Genomic DNA, 17,569 nt, shown 5'->3' on the forward strand with positions numbered 1-17,569 from the left:
GGGCTGGCCGGGCACCGCCCGCCGCGAGCCGGACCGGCCGGTGGTGGGATCATCAGAGGGTGAGTACGCCCGACACCGTCCGCTTCCGGTACAACCAAGCCATCCTGGTGGCCTCGGTCATCGCCTTCATCGGCGCACTGCCGCTGGCCAACGCCCGGGCGTACCTGCTGCCGGTGCTGCTCGTCCCGCTCGCCGTCGCGGTGTGGGCCTGGCGGGCCGGCACCGACGCCGACGCCCGGGAGCTGCGCCTGCGGGCGCTGGCCGGGCAGCGCCGGATCGGCTGGGACCGGGTCGTCGAGCTGGCCACCGACCCGCGCGGGCGGGCGGTCGCCCGGCTCGACGACGGCCAGCAGGTCGTCCTGCCGGCGGTACGCGGCGCGGACCTGCCCCGCCTGGTCGCCGCCACCGGCCAGCCTCTGCCCGACGCGGCCGGCTGAGACCCCCCGTCAGTACCCGTCGACCACCGTGTTGATCAGCGGCTGGCCGGCGGCGAACCGCCGCACCTGATCGCCGACCAGCCGGTAGGCCCGCGGCAGCAGCCCCCGCACCGACCCGGCCACGTGCGGGGTGAGCAGCACGTTCGGCATCGTCCAGAGCGGAGAGTCGGCGGGCAGCGGTTCCGGGTCGCTGACGTCCAGCGCCGCCGAGATCCGGCCGGTGCCCAGCTCGGCGACGAGCGCGTCGGTACGGGCCACCGGCCCCCGGGCCGCGTTGACCAGCAGCGCCCCGTCCGGCATCGCGGCGAGAAACTCCTTGTCGATAAGGCCGCGGGTCTGGTCGGTGAGCGGCACCAGCACCACCACCACGTCGGCCTCGGGCAGCAGCCCGGGCAGCTCGTCGACGCCGTGCACCCCCTGCCCGGGCCGCGCGGTCCGCGCGACCAGGGTGAAGCTCACCTGGAACGGGGCGAGCCGGTCCCGTACCGCGGTGCCGATCGACCCGGCCCCGACGATGAGCACCCGCTTGCCGGTCAGCTCGTCGGTCGGGGCGGCCTCCTGGAACGCCCACCGCCGGTCGGCCTGCGCCCGGACGAAGACCGGGAACGCCCGCAACTGGGCCAGGATCGCGGTGACGACCCACTCGGCGGTGGACGGGTCGTGCACGCCCCGGGCGTCGCACAGCGTGACGCCGGGCGGCATCCGGCCGACCCAGGCGTCCGCCCCGGCGGAGAGCAGCTGCACGGCCGCCAGATCGGGCAGCTCGTGCAGCAGAGCCGTCGCGTCCGAACCGGCCAGGAACGGCGGCACCCAGAACCGCACGTCGGCCACCGCCGAGGGCAGCCGGTCGGCGTGCTCGACGACCTCCACCGTCACGTCCGGGGGCAGCTCGCCGATGAGGTTCAGGCCGACCTGGTGCGGGATCCATACCTTCACGTCCGCCGACGATAGCCGCCGCCGCGGCGGCGGGTGCGGGCACGGCGGCAAACGGGGGGGGTGGCGCCGGGGGGTTAGCGAGCCTCGGCACAGCGATGTTAGACCCGGGCGCGCGCGAGGTATAACGAAGGCTCGGAGCCCAGTTCGGCCTCCACCCCGGCAGACAGGTTCGCGATGACCGACGGCTCCCCCGCCCGCCCCCGGCGCGTGATCGCCCCACCCGCGGCGCTCAGCGACCCGGCACGGTTGCGAGCGCTCGCCGACACCGGGCTGAGCGCCACCCCGGACGAGGCGTTCGAACGGTTCGCCCGGCTGGTCAGCGACCTGTTGGACGTCCCGGTCGCGCTGGTCTCCCTGGTCACCGCCGACCGGCAGTTCTTCCCGGGCGCGGTCGGGTTGCCGGATCCGTGGGCGGAGCGCCGGCACACCCCGTTGAGCCACTCGTTCTGCCAGCACGTGGTGGACATCGAGGTGCCCATGGTGCTGCCGGACGCCCGGCTCTACCCCCGGGTACGGGACAACCTGGCAATCGACGACCTCGGCGTGGTCGCGTACGCGGGGATGCCGCTGACCGACCTCTCCGGCCGGGTGCTCGGCTCGCTCTGCGCCATCGACAGCAAACCGCGGGTGTGGACCGCCGGGCAGCTGCGGACGCTGGCCGACCTGGCCGCCGCCTGCTCGTCCGAACTGCGGCTGCGGATCGCCCTGGACGGCGCGAAGGAGGACCGCCGGCGGGTCGTGCAGGCGCACGAGCGGCTGGAACTGCTCGCCGGGGTGAGCGAGACGCTGGCCGGCACGCTGGACGTGGGCACCGCGTTGCGCCGGCTCGCCGCCACCATGGTGCCGCTGCTCGCCGACTGGTGCCTGCTCACCCTGGTCGGGCCGACCGGCCTGCCCCGCGAGGTGGTCGCGGTGCACCGCGATCCGGCCCGCGCGGCGGACATCGACCGCTTCGCCACGCTGCTGCGTACCGGGCTGAGCCCGGAGTCGATCATCCGGGCGGTGCTGCGGACCGGTCAGCCCCGACTCGGTGGCGTGGCGTCGCTGGCCGACGTGACGCGGGGGACCACGAACCCGGAGATGGCGTCGATCGCCGACCGCCTGGGCATCGCCTCCTACCTGACCGTGCCGGTGCGGGCCGCCGGCGGAACCGTGCTGGGCGCGATCACCCTCGTCAACGACCCCAGACGCCAGCAGTTCGACGACCGCGACCTGCTCACCGCGGTCGACATCGGCCGCCGGGCCGGGCAGGCGATCGGCAACAGCTCGATGTACGGCGAACAGCGGCACGTCGCCGAGGTCCTCCAGCACAGCATGCTGCCGCGGCTGCCGGTCGTACCGGAGCTGGAGCTGGCGGCCCGCTACCAGCCGGCGGCCGACCGGGTGGAGGTGGGCGGCGACTGGTACGACGCCTTCGTCCAGCCCGACGGGGATCTGATCGTCGCGATCGGGGACGTCGCCGGGCACGACATCGAGGCGGCGGCGACGATGGGTCAGCTGCGCAACCTGGTGCGCGGCAACGCGTTCGGCCGGCCGGACACGGTCGGCGAACTGATGACCCACCTGGACGGCACGATGCGCGGCCTGCGGCTGCCGATTCCGGCCACCGCGACGCTGGTCCGGATCTGCCCCGAGCACTCCGGCACCCGGGAGATGACGTGGTGCAACGCCGGGCACCCGCCGGCCCTGCTCGTCCGCGCCGGCGGGGCGGTGGAGATCCTCGAAGCGCCGCCGGAGCCGCTGCTCGGCCTGGCTCGCCCGTCGCGGCGAACCAGCCGGTCGACCAGCCTGGCCTCCGGCGACACCCTCCTGCTCTACACCGACGGGCTGATCGAACGGCGGGACCGGCCGATCGACGACGGGCTGGCCGAGCTGGTGACCCGGCTGACCGGCACCGACACGCTGCCCCTCGACGACCTGTGCGACCTGCTGCTCACCTCGATCCGGCACCGTGAGGACGACACCGCGCTGCTGGCCGCACGGGCACGCGGAGCGGGCCACCCGGGCTGACGGCACCGCCGGTCGGATCCCGTCGGGCCCGGCCGGGCCGGCCTTCGGGCTACCCTGGGCCGGGTGAGCGTCCGTCCCCCGTACTTCCGCACCCGCCGCTTCCGGGCGGCCCTCGCGGCGTCCTGCGCGGCACTGCTCCTCACCGCCGGTTGCAGTTTCGGCGAGCCGGAGCCGGACCCGGCCGGTGAGCCGCCCAACCTGCCGACCCCATCGACGTCGGCGAGCCCCGGCGCCGCCGGCCAGCAGGCGGTGGCGACCGTGCTCGCCAAGGGGCTGCGGGTGCCCTGGGCCATCGCCTTCCTCCCGGACGGCGGGGCGCTGGTCACCGAGCGGGACAGCGGTCGGATCCTCCAGGTCGGCCCCGAGTCCGGGCCGGACGGGCTGCGGGTCCGGGTCGTGCAGACCATCACCGACGTCGCGGCGGCCGGCGAGGGCGGCCTCCTGGGCATCGCCGTCTCCCCCGGCTACGAGCGGGACCGGACGGTGTTCGTCTACTACACCGCCGAGCAGGACAACCGGGTCGTCCGGTTGCGACTCGGCGGGCAGCCCACCTCGATCCTCACCGGCATCCCGAAGGCCAACGTGCACAACGGCGGCGGGCTCGGCTTCGGCCCAGACGGGCAGCTCTACGTCAGCACGGGCGACGCCGGGCAGCGCCCGAATTCGCAGGACGTGAAGAGCCTCGGCGGCAAGATCCTGCGGATCACCCCGGACGGCAAGCCCGCCGCGGGCAATCCGTACCCCGGCTCCCCGGTCTGGTCCCTCGGGCACCGAAACGTGCAGGGCTTCGCCTGGGACGCCGCCAAACGGATGTACGCCGTCGAGTTCGGCCAGAACACCTGGGACGAGATCAACCAGATCACCAAGGGTGGCAACTACGGCTGGCCGCAGGTCGAGGGGCGGGCCGGCGACAAGCGGTACACGGACCCGATCAGCCAGTGGGCGACCTCGGACGCGTCCTGCTCCGGTCTGGCCGCCACCGACCAACTACTGGTCACCGGCTGCCTGCGCGGCAAGCGACTCTGGGTGATGGAGCTGACCGACACCGGCACGCTGCTCGGTCAGCCCAGCGAGTTGCTCACCAACCGGTACGGCCGGCTGCGAGCGGTGGCCGCCGCGCCAGACGGGTCACTCTGGGTGAGCACCTCCAACCACGACGGGCGGGGCGACCCGGCGGCCGACGACGACCGTCTCCTGCGGGTGGTCTTCGCCGGCGGCGACGGCGGCCGCAGCTGATTCGCGTCACCATCCGGTCAGGTTCGCCAAGATCCTCCGACGGGCAGGTCAGACTCTCAGCATGGACGGGCAGCACGACGACCAGCACGACGGCACCGGCGACCGGGACGAGCCGGTGACCGACGCCGCGCCGCGCCGGTCGGTGGGTCGGTCGGCCAACCGGCCCGGCCCCGTACGCCGCACCGGTGTCATCCTCGCCGTGCTCGCCGTGGCCCTGGCCGGAGCGGTGCTCGGGGTGCTCGCCGGCGGTCGGGTGGACACCGACATCGGGCCGTTCCGGGCCAACCTCACCCTCACCCCCGCCAGCGCGGGCGGCACCACCGTCGACGTACCGCCGCTCGGCGCGCTGCTGCTCGACAGCCACGACGGGCCGACGCACCTCACCGTGCGACTGGGCGCACTGGACCAGGGGCGCACCGAGGCGCTGCTCGACGACCCGGCGAGCATCAGCCGGGCCAGCCAGAGCGCCGTCGAGGACGTCCGGTCCGGGGTGATGCGACTCGGCCTGCGGACCCTCGCCTCGGCGGTGCTGGTCACCCTGATCCTGGCCGGGCTGGCCTTCCGCGACGTACGACGCACCGCCTGGGCGGGCGGGCTGGCGCTGCTGGTCACCGCCGGCAGCCTCGGCACAGCGGCGGCCACCCTGCGCCCGCAGGCGATCGAGGAGCCGCGCTACGAGGGGCTGCTGGTCAACGCGCCGGCCATCGTCGGTGACGCCCGCCGCATCGCCAACGACTACACCAAGTACGCCGAGCAGCTGCAACGCATCGTCGGCAACGTCAGCCAGCTCTACACCACGGTGTCGGCGCTGCCGGTGTACGAGCCGGCCCCGGGCACCACCCGGGTGCTGCACGTCTCCGACATGCACCTCAACCCGACCGGCTGGCAGCTGATCCGGACGGTGGTGGAGCAGTTCGACATCGACGTGGTGATCGACACCGGGGACATCACCGACTGGGGCAGCGAGCCGGAGGCGTCCTTCGTCGGCTCGATCGGCCTGCTGAAGAAGCCGTACGTCTTCATCCGGGGCAACCACGACTCCGGCCGGACCGGCGCCGCGGTGGCCCGCCAACCGAACGCGATCGTGCTGAACAACACGACGACCACCGTCGCCGGGCTGACCATCGCCGGCATCGGCGACCCGCGCTTCACCCCGGACAAGAACACCTCCCCAGCCGGCAGCGGGCTCACCCAGCAGGTGGCCGACCAGGTGATCGGAGCCGGCGAGCAGCTCGCCACCACGGTGCGCCGCTCACCGCGGCCGGTGAACATCGCGCTGGTGCACGACCCGGCCTCGGCCGGTCCGCTCGCCGGCACCTGCCCGCTGGTGCTGGCCGGGCACACCCACGCCCGGCAGGTCTCCAAGCTGCCCCAGGCCCCCGGGCAGCAGCCCACCACGCTGATGGTGGAGGGCTCCACCGGCGGCGCCGGGCTACGCGGCCTGGAGGGTGAGAAGCCGACCCCGCTGTCGATGAGCGTGCTCTACTTCGATCAGCAGAAGATGCTCCAGGCGTACGACGACATCACCGTCGGCGGCACCGGGCAGGCCCAGGTCAACCTGGAACGGCACGTGGTGGACGGCCCGACCGCCGGGCCGTCCCCCTCGGTCACCCCCACCCCGACCCGCTGAGCACGGGCCGGAGCGTGACCTCGGGGTTCAGCGCAGGGCGATGGCGGCCAGGGCGGCGTTGACGATGCTGCCGGGCAGCAGGTCGTGCAACTCGTACAGCTCGGCCACGCTGCCGGACTGGCCGAACTCGTCCACCCCGAGCGGCACCGCCGGCGCGCCGAGCGCCGAGCCGAGCCACGCCATCGCGTGCGACGCGGCGTCGTGCACGGTCACCACCGGCACCCGGTCGGCGAACGCCGACCGCAGCGCGCCCGGGACGCTCGGCACCGTCGCCGTGCGCACGCCCTGGCGCAGCGTGCGCTGCCAGGCGCGGTAGAGCCGATCCAGCGAGGTCACGTCCACCACGTGCCCGGCGACGCCCTCCTCGGCCAGCTCCGCGGCGGCGGCCAGCACCTCGGGCAGCACCGCGCCGGAGGCGGCCAGCTGCACCACCGGGGCGTCGGCCAGGTGCGGGTACGCCTGGTGAGCGTCGACCAGCCGGTACGCCCCGGCCACCACCTGCCGGCGCAGCACCGCGTCGCCGAGCCGGGCCCGGGCCGCCTCGAACGGCGCCTGCTCCAGCGGCCGGGTGCTCAGCCGGAAGTAGTACGCCCCGTCCTCGGCCGGCGCGGCGGTCGCGGCCGGGGCCGACCCGCCGGCGATCTGCCCGAGCGCGTCGCAGAGCAGCCAGTCCAGGCTGGTCGCGTACGCCGGCTCCAGGAAGGTCACCCCGGGCAGCTCCAGCCCGACGGAGGCGGTGATGGTGGACTGGTGGGCGCCACCCTCCGGGGCCAGCGTGATGCCCGACGGGGTGCCGGCGACCACGAACCGGGAGCCGGAGTAGGTGCCGTACAGGAACGCGTCCAGGCCGCGCAGCACGAACGGGTCGTAGACCGTGCCCACCGGCAGCAGCGGCTGCCCGGACAGGTCCCACGACAGACCGAGCTGGCCGAGCAGCAGGAACAGGTTCATCTCCGAGATGCCCAGCTCGATGTGCTGCCCTGCGGGGCTCTCGGTCCAGCGCAGCATCCGGTCCTCGGTCCAGGAACGCTGCTCGGTGGGGGCGAACACCCCGGTCTTGTTGATGAACCCGGCGAGGTTGGTGGAGGTGGCCACGTCCGGTGCCGTCGTCACCAGGTAACGGCCGACCTCCCGGTCCCGGGCCAGGTCCACCAGCACCCGGCCGAAGACCTCCTGTGTGGAGATCGGCTTGTTGGCGCGTACTCCCGTGCTCTCCGGAACGGTGACCCCCAGCGCCCGCTCGCGGGGCGCGCGGGACAGCGCCTCCCGGCGAGCGCCGGCCCGGATGCCGGCGGGTGACGCCGGGTCGATGCGGTCCCACTCGGTCTCCCGGGTCAGGCCCTGCGCGGCGCGCAACGCGTCGACCTGCTCGGTGCTGAGCAGCGCCGAATGGTTGCGCGGGTTGCCGGCGAGGGGCAACCCCCACCCCTTGACCGTGTACGCGAAGACGACGCTGGGCCGGTCGGTGACTGCGTCACACTGGGCGTACGCGTCGAGCATCGCCTCCAGGTCGTGCCCGCCGAGGTCGGTGACGAGCGGGCCCATCTCCTCGTCGCCGATGCCCTCCACGATGGTGCCCACCTCAGCCGGCGCGCCGTCCAGGAACTGCTTGCGCAGTGCCGGGCCGGCCAGCCCGAACAGCGACTGGTACTGCTCGTTGGGCATCGCGTCGATCCAGTCGCGCAGCGCCTCGCCGCCCGGCCGGGCGTACGCCTCAGCGAGCCGGCGGCCGTACTTGACCTCCACGACGTGCCAACCGGCAGCCTCGAACTGGCCGCGCCACTGGTTGATCCGGATGCCGGGCACCACCCGGTCCAGCGACTGGCGGTTGAAGTCGACCAGCCACATGACGTTGCCCAGACCGGTGGTGGCGGGGTCGGCGACCGCCTCCCAGATGTTGCCCTCGTCCAGCTCCGCGTCACCGATCAGCGCGACGAACCGGGAGTGCGGGCGGGCGCCGAAGTGCGCGTCGACGTAGCGCCGGGTGGCGGCGGCGAAGAGCGGGGCCGCCGCGCCGAGGCCGACCGAGCCGGTGGAGAAGTCCACCTCGTCGGGGTCCTTGGTGCGCGACGGGTACGACTGGAGGCCGCCACGGGCCCGCAGCCGCGGCAGGTACGAGCGGTCCAGGTTGCCCAGCAGGTACTGGATGGCGTGGAACACCGGGGAGGCGTGCGGCTTGACCGCCACCCGGTCCTCGGCGTCCAGGTGCGCGAACCAGAGCGCGGTCATCGCGGTGACCAGTGACGCGCTGGACGCCTGGTGCCCGCCGACCTTCACCCCGTCGCCGGTTGCCCGGTCGTGGTTGGCGGCGTCCACGATCCGGGTGGCGAGCCAGAGCACCCGCCGCTGGATCACGTCGAGGACATCGAGGTCGTGCTGGTTCACGGTGACTCCATCCGGGCGTCGCCGTTGACGCCCTCGCGAGGGGTGTGCGGGGTTCACGCCGCCCGGCGCCCGGCGCGGGGTGAGATGTTAGGAAGGGCCCCTTCCTATGCACGAGGCGTTAAGAAGGTGCCCTTCCTTCCATCGTTCAGCTTTGGACGCCGAGGCGCTCCAGGACCAGCTCGCGGACGGTCTTCGCGTCGGCCTGACCGCGCGTGGTCTTCATGACCGCGCCGACCAGCGCGCCGGCCGCGGCGACCTTGCCGCTGCGGATCTTGTCGGCGATGCCGGGGTTGGCGGCGATCGCCTCGTCCACGGCGGCGGTGAGCGCGCCGGTGTCCGACACGACCTCCAGGCCGCGGTTGGTCATGATCTCGGTGGGCGAACCCTCGCCGTCGACCACGCCCTCCAGCACCGCGCGCGCCATCTTGTCGTTGAGCTTCCCGGCGTCTACCAGGCCCTGCAACTCGGCGACCTGGGCAGGGGTGGCGCCGATGTCGGCCAGCTCCCGGCCGCTCTCGTTGGCCCGGCGGGACAGCTCACCGAGCCACCACTTACGGGCGGCGGCCGGCGTGGTGCCGGCGGCGACGGTCGCCTCGATCAGCTCGACCGCGCCGGCGTTCAGCACCGACTGCATGTCCAGGTCGGACAGCCCCCACTGCTCCTGGAGTCGGCGCCGGTGCACCCGGGGCAGCTCCGGCAGGGCGGCCTTGAGCTCGGCGACCCAGGCCGGGTCCGGGGCGATCGGCACCAGGTCCGGCTCCGGGAAGTACCGGTAGTCGGTCGCGGTCTCCTTGGAACGCCCCGGCGTGGTGTCGCCGGTGTCCTCGTGGAAGTGCCGGGTCTCCTGCGTGATCCGGCCGCCGGCGTCCAGCACCGAGGCCTGCCGCAGCATCTCCGAGCGGACCGCCCGCTCCACCGACCGCAGCGAGTTGACGTTCTTGGTCTCGGTGCGGGTGCCCCACTCCTGCCCCGGCAGGTTGAGCGAGGTGTTCACGTCACAGCGCAGCGAACCCTCCTCCATCCGCACGTCCGAGACGCCGAGGGTGCGGATCACGTCCCGCAGCTCGGTGACGTACGCCCGGGCCACGTCGGGAGCGAGCGCGCCGGTGCCCGGAATGGGCTTGGTGACGATCTCGACCAGCGGAATGCCGGCCCGGTTGTAGTCGACCAGCGACTCGGTCGCGCCCTGGATGCGACCGGTGGCGCCGCCGACGTGCAGCGTCTTGCCGGTGTCCTCCTCCAGGTGCACCCGCTCGATCTCGATCCGCACCGTCTCGCCGTTGACCTCGACGTCCAGGTAGCCGTCGACGCAGATCGGCTCGTCGTACTGGCTGATCTGGAAGTTCTTCGGCATGTCCGGGTAGAAGTAGTTCTTCCGGGCGAACCGGCACCACTCCGCGATGGAGCAGTTCAGCGCCAGACCGATCCGGATGATCGCCTCGATGGCCGCCTTGTTGGCCACCGGCAGCGACCCGGGCAGGCCCAGGCAGACCGGGCAGACCCGGGTGTTCGGCTCGCCACCGAAGTCGGTCGGGCAGCCGCAGAACATCTTGGTGTTCGTGCCCAGCTCGACGTGGGTCTCCAGGCCGATCACCGGTTCGTAGCGCGCGACGACCTCGTCGTACGCGGGCAGCGTCGTCGTCATCTGGGCTCCTGCCTCACAGTGCCGGTGGGGTGAACGTGCCGACCGCGGACTCCAGCGCGGCGGCGACCCGGTACATCCGGTCGTCGGCCAACGTCGGGGCCATCACCTGCAGGCCGACGGGCAGCCCCTCGGAGAGGCCGCAGGGCACCGAGATGCCCGGCCCGCCGTACAGGTTGCTCGGGATGGTGAACAGGTCGGCCAGGTACATCTGGTACGGGTCGCCGGTGCGTGCGCCCATCGGGAACGCCACGGACGGGGTGGTCGGCGAGATCAGTGCGTCGACCTGCTCGAACGCGGCGGTGAAGTCCCGGGTGATCAGCGTCCGGACCTTCTGCGCCTGCCCGTAGTAGGCGTCGTAGTAACCCGACGACAGGGCGTACGTGCCGATCATGATGCGGCGCTTGACCTCCGGGCCGAAGCCGGCCTCCCGGGTCAGCGACATGACCTCCTCCAGCGACCGGTTGCCGTCGTCGCCGACCCGCAGGCCGAACCGGACGCCGTCGAACCGGGCCAGGTTGGAGGAGCACTCGCTCGGGGCGATCAGGTAGTACGCGGGCAGCGCGTAGGCGAACGTCGGGCAGGACACCTCGACGATCTCCGCACCCAGCTTCGCGAGGGCGTCCACCGCCTCGCGGAACGCGGCCATCACGCCCGGCGCGGGGCCCTCGCCGACGAACTCGCTGACGATGCCGAGCCGCACGCCGGTCAGGTCACCGGTCGCGCCGAGCTTCGCCGCGGCCACCACGTCCGGCACCGGCTGCGGGATCGAGGTGGAGTCGCGCGGGTCGTGCCCACCGATCACCTGGTGCAGCAGGGCCGCGTCGAGCACCGTACGGGCGCAGGGGCCGGGCGTGTCCAGCGACGAGGAGAAGGCGACCAGCCCGTAGCGGGACGTGCCGCCGTAGGTGGGCTTCACGCCGACGGTGCCGGTGACCGCGCCGGGCTGGCGGATCGAGCCGCCGGTGTCCGAGCCGATGGCCAGCGGCGCCTCGTACGCGGCCAGCGCGGCGGCGCTGCCGCCACCCGAGCCGCCCGGGATCCGGCTGAGGTCCCACGGGTTGTGCGTCGGGCCGTACGCCGAGTATTCGGTGGAGGAGCCCATCGCGAACTCGTCCATGTTCGTCTTGCCGAGCATCACCGTGCCGGCCTCGCGCAGCCGCTGCACGATCGTCGCGTCGTACGGCGGGCGCCAGCCCTCCAGGATCTTCGAGCCCACGGTGGTCGGCACGCCCCGGGTGGCGAGCACGTCCTTCACCGCGACCGGCACGCCGGCCAGCGGGCCCAACTCCTCGCCGGCCGCCCGACGCTCGTCCACGGCGCGGGCGGTGGCCAGCGCGCCGTCGGTGTCCACGTGCAGGAAGGCGTGCACCCGGTCGTCGACCGCGGCGATCCGGTCCAGGTGGGCCCGGGTCACCTCGACGGCGGAGGCCTCGCCGCCAGCGACCAGGGCGGCGATCTCCACCGCGGTCATTCTGGTCAGATCGCTCATGCCGTCACTCCGCTTCGCTCCGTGACGCCATGAGGCACCACCGCGCTGCACTGCTGATTCGCTCGCTGGCGCTCACTCATGAGGCCACATCCTCGCTCAGGATCCGCGGTACGCGGAACCGCTGGTCCTCGGCGTCGGGCGCGCCCGACAGCACCTCCTGCGGGGTCAGACACGGCGTGACGACGTCCTCGCGGAAGATGTTGGTCAGCGGCACCGAATGCGACGTCGGCGGGATGTCCGCCGCGGCGACCTCGCCGACCTGGGCGACCGCCTGGAGGATCACGTCGAGCTGGCCGGCGAAGATGTCCAGCTCCTCCTCGGTGACGGCGAGCCGCGACAGGCGCGCCAGGTGCGCGACCTCCTCGCGGGAGATGGCGGCCATCCGTGCCCCCTTCTGATGTCCTGCTGGTCGGGCGGTGTGCCGATCGCGCGACGGGTGGAGCGTGACGCGCGGTGACCGGAGCGAGTCTATTGTTCCGCTCCGGTGCCGCGTCCACGACTCCCCCTCCGCCAGCCTCTCGCGTCGGATCGGCGGGCGGGTCAGCGGGTGGGTCAGCGGGTGGGACGACGGCCGGCGTCCGGCTCCGGGCCGCCGCTCGGACGGACCGGCCGGTACCGGGCCAGCCAGGTGACCAGTTCCTCGGCGGGCATCGGTCGGGCGTAGAACCAGCCCTGCGCGGCGTCGCAGCCGGCGGCGTGCAGCATCCGCCAGGTCCGCTCGTCCTCCACGCCCTCGGCGACCACCCGCAGCCCCAGCGCGCCGGCCAGCTCGATCATCGACCGGACGATCGCCGCGTCGTCGGCGTCGTCGGCCATGCCCAGCACGAACGAGCGGTCCACCTTCACCTCGGACAGCGGCAGCCGGCGCAGGTGCTGGAGGGACGAGTAGCCGGTGCCGAAGTCGTCCAGCGCGATGGCCACCCCGATGCGGTGCAGCCGGGAGATGGTGGCCAGCACCCGGCGCGGGTCGGCCATCAAAGCACCCTCGGTGATCTCCAGTTGCAGCCGCTCGGCCGGCACCCCGTAGCGGGTCAGCCGGTCGGCGATCTGGTCGGCGATCTCGCCGGTGTGCAGGTCACGCACGCTCACGTTCAGTGCCGCCCGCAGCCCGATGCCGGCCGCCGACCACTTGGCGAGCTGCTCCACCACGTCGTCGACGACCCGGCGGGTGAGCAGTCGCATCACCGCGCTCTGCTCGGCGACCCGGATCAGCTCCTCCGGGTCGACCATCCCCCGCCGTGGGTGCCGCCAGCGCAGCAGGGCCTCGACGCCGACCACCTCGCCGGTGGCGATGGCGATCTGCGGCTGGTAATACATGGTGATCTCGCCAGCGTCGTCGGCCGGTTCGGCGTCGGAGTGTGCCCACCCGGTCGACCCGGGCGGCTCGTCCGGGGTGCCCGGCCCGACGTCGCGTCGCGGGCCGGCGCCGCCGCCGGCCAGCGCGGGCGCGCCGTTCGGCGATCGCCGCCCGTGCCCGCCGGCACGCCGGCCCCGGTCCGGGCGGGTGCCGGTGACCGTGGCCCGGGTGTTCCGGCCACGGATCGGGTCGGCGCCGGTGGCGATCCGGTTGATCAGCTCGTCGGCGTGCATCAGCTCGGTGCCCGGCCGCCGGCGGCGACCCCACCACCGGCCGCCGGCCGGCGGGGCCCCGGCGACCACCGGCGACGCGCCCGCGTGCGACGCCGCCTCGGCGGGGTGCAGGTCACCGCTGGGCAGCGCCGCACCATCCCCGCCGCGCACCTCCGCCGCCGCGCCGAGGGGTACGTCGACCGGCCGCTCGGCGCCATCCGGCTCGGTCAGCCCCGCATCCCGGCCGTCCCCGTCGGCCGTCCCCGTCGGCCGTGCGGGTCCCGCCGGCTCGGCGTCCAGCGGGTCGTCGACCGACGGGCCGGACTCCAGTACCCGGCGCAGATCGGCGAGCAGGCCGAGCCGCTCGGCGGAGTTGTGATCGGACTCCGGGGCGTAGACGGCGACCGTGTCGTTGCGGTGCTTGGCGTCGTACATGGCCACGTCGGCGTGGCGCATCAGGGTGGCGAAGTCCTCGCCGTGCTCGGGGAAGAGAGCGATCCCGATCGAGCCACCCACATCCAGCGGCAGCCCGTCCAGCGGCACCGGCTCGGCCAGCGCCCCGACCACCCGGTCGGCCAGGTCACGCGCCTGACTCGCGTCGGTCAGCCCGGTCATCACGATGGCGAACTCGTCCCCGCCGAGCCGGGCGATCATCTGCGGGCGGGGCTCCACATCGGTGAGCCGGGCGCTGACCTCGACGAGCAGCCGGTCGCCCACGGCGTGCCCGAGCGCGTCGTTGACGTTCTTGAAGCGGTCCAGGTCGATCAGCAGCAGCGCCAGGTGCCCGTCAGGTTCGCCGCGCGCGGTCCGCTCGGCGTGCAGGTGCACCTGCTCGGCCACCTCGGCCAGGAGCGCCTTGCGGTTGGGCAGCCCGGTGAGCGGGTCCGCAGCGGCGAGGTGCTGCTGCTCGACGGTCAGCCGGGCCATCCGGTACACGGCGAAGAGCGGCACCAGCACCAGCGGGATCAGCGCCGCGCTGACCCGCGCGGCGGCCACCAGCACCGGGGCGAGCAGCAGGAGCGAGCCCGTGGAGAGCAGTTCGAAACCGAGGCCCTGCCGGACCGTGGGCCACCACCGGTCGCCGAAGCGCAGCCGTACCGCCCAGCTCACCAGCCCGTAGTTGACCACGAACCAGGCCAGCGTGGCGCCGCCGACGGCGACCACGTCGGTCCAGTGCAGCCGGCCGCCGGAGAAGACGATGCCCGGCCCGAGCTGGAGGACGCCGTACGCGGCGGCGAGGGCGCAGGCGTACTGGCCGACGTTGAACGCCGTCCGCCACGCGGCGTGCCGCATCCGCCAGCCGGAGACGACCACGCCCGCCGCCTGCACGGCCACCGCCGGGCCGAGCCCCCAGCCGAGCAGGATCGCGAAGGTGAAACAGGTGGACGGGAAGACCGCGGAGGACTGCCGGCGGCCCGGATGCACGAACGGGCGGGCGTCGCAGACCAGCGCGAGCGCGGCCATCGTCCAGAACGCCACCGGCAGCCGGGACAGCTCGGCCGGGAGTGTCGCGAGTGGACCGGCGGCGGCCAACACGGCGACCACCAGGATGCTGACGATGAAGGCGGTGAACGGCGCCACCCGTCCGGGCGGGACGGAGTTTCGCGGGTCGGCGACCTCCATCACACCTCCCGAGCGACGACTGGCGTGCCGTGTGCACGCCCGTGACCCAATGAAACGCCCTCAGCCCCGGGTTTCCCGGTATGACAGTCACGAATCGGTCGTAGTCGTAATTAAGTTGGTATGCGCGGCCAGCGGACGCCGGAGCCGGTCAGCTCTCCAGCCGGGCGACGTCCCGTGCCGCGTCCGGACCCGCGTCCAGCAGCACCCGGAACCCGTCCTCGTCGAGTACCGGCACCTTGAGGCTGGCCGCCTTGTCGGCCTTGGACCCCGGGTTGTCGCCCACGACCACGAAGCTCGTCTTCTTGGAGACCGAGCCACTGACCTTGCCGCCCCTGCTCTGCACGGCCTCGGCGGCCTGGTCCCGGGAGAAGCTGGCGAGCGTGCCGGTCACCACCACGGTCAGCCCCTCCAACGGGCGCGGCCCCTCGTCGCCCGCCTCCTCGGCCATCCGTACGCCCGCCTCGGCCCACTTGCGGACCACGTCGCGGTGCCAGTCCACGGCGAACCACTCCCGGATGCTGGCCGCGATCGTCGGACCGACCCCGTCGACCGAGGAGAGCTCCTCCTCGCTGGCCGCGTCGATGGCCTCCATGGAGCGGAAGTGCCTGGCGAGCGCCTGGGCCGCCGTCGGGCCGACGTGCCGGATGGAGAGCGCCACCAGCACCCGCCACAGGTCGCGTTCCCGGGCGACCGCCAGATTGTCCAGCAGCTTGACCGCGTTGCTGCCCAGGCTGCCGTCCTTGTTGACGAAGAACGGGGACCGGGACAGCTGCTCGGCGTCGAGCTGGAAGAGGTCCCCCTCGTCGGCGATGATCTCCGCGTCCAGCAGAGCCGCCGCGCCCTTGTAGCCGAGCACCTCGATGTCGAACCCGCCGCGACCGGCGAGGTGGAACACCCGTTCGCGTAGCTGGGCGGGGCAGCTGCGGGTGTTGGGGCAGCGGATGTCGATGTCGCCCTCCTTGGCCGGCGCGAGCGGGGTGCCGCAGGCCGGGCAGGTGGTCGGCATGACGAACGGCCGGGCGTCGGCGGGGCGCAGGTCGACAACCGGGCCGAGCACCTCGGGAATCACGTCGCCGGCCTTGCGCAGCACCACCGTGTCGCCGATCAGCACACCCTTGCGCTCCACCTCACGGGCGTTGTGCAGGGTGGCGAGCGCGACGGTGGAGCCGGCCACCCGCACCGGTTCGAGAACGGCGAACGGGGTGACCCGCCCGGTGCGCCCCACGTTGACGTCGATGTCGAGCAGCTTGGTGGTGACCTCCTCCGGCGGGTACTTGAAGGCGATCGCCCAGCGCGGGGCGCGGCTGGTCGACCCGAGCCGGCCCTGGATGGACACCGGATCGACCTTGACCACCACTCCGTCGATCTCGTGCTCGACGTCGTGCCGGTGCTCGGCGTAGTAGGCGATGTATTCGGCCACGCCGGCCAGATCCGGCACCACCCGCCACCGGTCACTGGTCGGCAGGCCCCACGCCTTGAGCGCCGCGTACGACTCGGACTGCGCGGTGGGCTGGAAACCACGGCGGGCGCCGATGCCGTGCACCACCAGGCGCAGCGGCCGTGACGCGGTGACCCGTGGATCCTTCTGGCGCAGGCTGCCGGCGGCGGCGTTGCGGGGATTGGCGAAGGGCGCCTTGCCCTGCTCCACCAGGCCCGCGTTGAGGTCGGCGAACGCGGCGATCGGGAAGTAGATCTCGCCCCGGACCTCCAGCAGCTCGGGAATCTCCGGGAACTCGGCGGACGGGGTGAGCTGGCCGGGCACGCCACGGATGCTGCGCACGTTGGCGGTGACGTCCTCGCCGGTGCGGCCGTCACCGCGGGTGGCCGCCCGAACCAGCCGGCCGGCCTCGTAGGTCAGGTTGATCGCCAGCCCGTCGACCTTCAGCTCACACAGGTAGGGCACCGGGCCGCCGGCGTCCCGCTCGACCCGCTCGGCCCAGGCCGCCAGCTCCTCGTCGGCGAAGGCGTTGTCCAGAGAGAGCATCCGCTCGGCGTGGGTGACCGGGGTGAAGTCGGTGGAGAACGTGCCACCGACCCGTTGGGTCGGCGAATCCGGTGTGCGCAGTGCCGGGAACTCGTCCTCCAGCGCCTCCAGCTCGCGCAGCTGCCGGTCGAACTCGGCGTCCGCGATGATCGGCGCGTCCAGCACGTAGTAGCGGTACTGATGTTCGGTCAGCTCGCGGCTGAGCGTGGCGTGCCGTTCCCGCGCATGCGGCGTCGGCTCGACGCCGGCCGCCGCCTCCTGCGCCGGGCTGACCTGCTGACCGATCTGCTCCTCAGACACACCGCCACCTTCGGACACGCCTGCGACCTCCCTGATCACGCTACTCCGGCACGGTATCCGCCCGGTGGGACAAACAGTCGCCCACCCACGCACCGCGTTCTCGCGATCACGATCGGCGGCGCGCGCCGCGGTGATCGGCATGCGAGGATCGCCGGACGACGGGGGCCGGTGGGCCTCCGGACGACGGCGGAGGTGGCGATGCCCGAGGCCCTGCTCTGGGCGGTGGCGATCCTGCTGGCGGTGGCGGCCGGTTGGGCGTGGAGCGCCTGGCGGCACCGGGTGGCGAGCCGGCGCCCGGGCAGCCGGCCGGGCCGGGGCCCCAGAA

The 17,569-nt window shown here is 73.4% G+C and carries 11 protein-coding genes; 4 read left to right on the plus strand and 7 right to left on the minus strand.

The features are described 5' to 3' along the window. Positions 1–59: 59 nt before the first annotated feature. Complete coding sequence (locus ACWD6N_RS25350) at positions 60–437, plus strand: PH domain-containing protein (RefSeq protein ID WP_354967005.1); 378 nt, start codon at positions 60–62, stop codon at positions 435–437. A gap of 9 nt (positions 438–446) precedes the next feature. Here the strand turns inward: ACWD6N_RS25350 and ACWD6N_RS25355 are convergent, their stop codons facing one another. Continuing rightward, positions 447–1,373 carry a 2-hydroxyacid dehydrogenase gene (locus tag ACWD6N_RS25355; protein ID WP_387326942.1) on the minus strand — a complete coding sequence of 309 codons (927 nt, stop codon included), beginning with the start codon at positions 1,371–1,373 and terminating at the stop codon, positions 447–449. 174 nt (positions 1,374–1,547) lie between these two features. Here ACWD6N_RS25355 and ACWD6N_RS25360 point away from each other — a divergent pair, with 174 nt between their 5' ends. From ACWD6N_RS25360 to ACWD6N_RS25370, 3 genes are all read left to right on the plus strand, one after another. Further along, positions 1,548–3,383: a SpoIIE family protein phosphatase gene (locus tag ACWD6N_RS25360; RefSeq protein ID WP_354967007.1), complete on the plus strand. Its 1,836-nt coding sequence runs from the start codon at positions 1,548–1,550 to the stop codon at positions 3,381–3,383. 63 nt (positions 3,384–3,446) lie between these two features. Next, positions 3,447–4,619 carry a PQQ-dependent sugar dehydrogenase gene (locus ACWD6N_RS25365; RefSeq protein WP_354967008.1) on the plus strand — a complete coding sequence of 391 codons (1,173 nt, stop codon included), beginning with the start codon at positions 3,447–3,449 and terminating at the stop codon, positions 4,617–4,619. A gap of 61 nt (positions 4,620–4,680) precedes the next feature. Beyond that, positions 4,681–6,249: a metallophosphoesterase gene (locus ACWD6N_RS25370; protein ID WP_354967009.1), complete on the plus strand. Its 1,569-nt coding sequence runs from the start codon at positions 4,681–4,683 to the stop codon at positions 6,247–6,249. A 27-nt stretch (positions 6,250–6,276) separates the two neighbouring features. Here ACWD6N_RS25370 and ACWD6N_RS25375 read toward each other — a convergent pair whose 3' ends face one another. From ACWD6N_RS25375 to ligA, 6 genes are all read right to left on the minus strand, one after another. After that, on the minus strand, positions 6,277–8,634 hold the full coding sequence (locus ACWD6N_RS25375; RefSeq protein WP_450005199.1) for a transketolase-like TK C-terminal-containing protein: 2,358 nt from the start codon (positions 8,632–8,634) through the stop codon (positions 6,277–6,279). 145 nt (positions 8,635–8,779) lie between these two features. Continuing rightward, on the minus strand, positions 8,780–10,279 hold the full coding sequence (gatB, locus tag ACWD6N_RS25380; protein WP_354967011.1) for an Asp-tRNA(Asn)/Glu-tRNA(Gln) amidotransferase subunit GatB: 1,500 nt from the start codon (positions 10,277–10,279) through the stop codon (positions 8,780–8,782). A gap of 13 nt (positions 10,280–10,292) precedes the next feature. Then, the gene (gene gatA, locus ACWD6N_RS25385) at positions 10,293–11,768 is read right to left on the minus strand and encodes an Asp-tRNA(Asn)/Glu-tRNA(Gln) amidotransferase subunit GatA (protein ID WP_354967012.1); all 1,476 of its coding nucleotides are present in this window, start codon (positions 11,766–11,768) and stop codon (positions 10,293–10,295) included. A gap of 76 nt (positions 11,769–11,844) precedes the next feature. Beyond that, positions 11,845–12,150: an Asp-tRNA(Asn)/Glu-tRNA(Gln) amidotransferase subunit GatC gene (gatC, locus tag ACWD6N_RS25390; RefSeq protein WP_354967013.1), complete on the minus strand. Its 306-nt coding sequence runs from the start codon at positions 12,148–12,150 to the stop codon at positions 11,845–11,847. A gap of 170 nt (positions 12,151–12,320) precedes the next feature. Then, complete coding sequence (locus ACWD6N_RS25395; RefSeq protein ID WP_354967014.1) at positions 12,321–14,960, minus strand: EAL domain-containing protein; 2,640 nt, start codon at positions 14,958–14,960, stop codon at positions 12,321–12,323. Positions 14,961–15,108: 148 nt separating this feature from the next. After that, a complete protein-coding gene (ligA, locus tag ACWD6N_RS25400; RefSeq protein ID WP_354967015.1) occupies positions 15,109–17,244 on the minus strand; it encodes an NAD-dependent DNA ligase LigA in 2,136 nt (711 codons plus the stop codon). Positions 17,245–17,569: the final 325 nt, after the last annotated feature.

This window comes from Micromonospora sp. NPDC005163, from assembly GCF_053599835.1.

Bases quoted from the DNA above. Each gene is read 5' to 3' on its own strand.
- ACWD6N_RS25360 (WP_354967007.1), top strand. From the start codon at position 1,548: ATGACCGACGGCTCCCCCGCCCGCCCCCGGCGCGTGATCGCCCCACCC.
- ACWD6N_RS25370 (WP_354967009.1), top strand. From the start codon at position 4,681: ATGGACGGGCAGCACGACGACCAGCACGACGGCACCGGCGACCGGGAC.
- gatB (WP_354967011.1), bottom strand. From the start codon at position 10,279: ATGACGACGACGCTGCCCGCGTACGACGAGGTCGTCGCGCGCTACGAA.
- gatA (WP_354967012.1), bottom strand. From the start codon at position 11,768: ATGAGCGATCTGACCAGAATGACCGCGGTGGAGATCGCCGCCCTGGTC.
- gatC (WP_354967013.1), bottom strand. From the start codon at position 12,150: ATGGCCGCCATCTCCCGCGAGGAGGTCGCGCACCTGGCGCGCCTGTCG.
- ACWD6N_RS25395 (WP_354967014.1), bottom strand. From the start codon at position 14,960: ATGGAGGTCGCCGACCCGCGAAACTCCGTCCCGCCCGGACGGGTGGCG.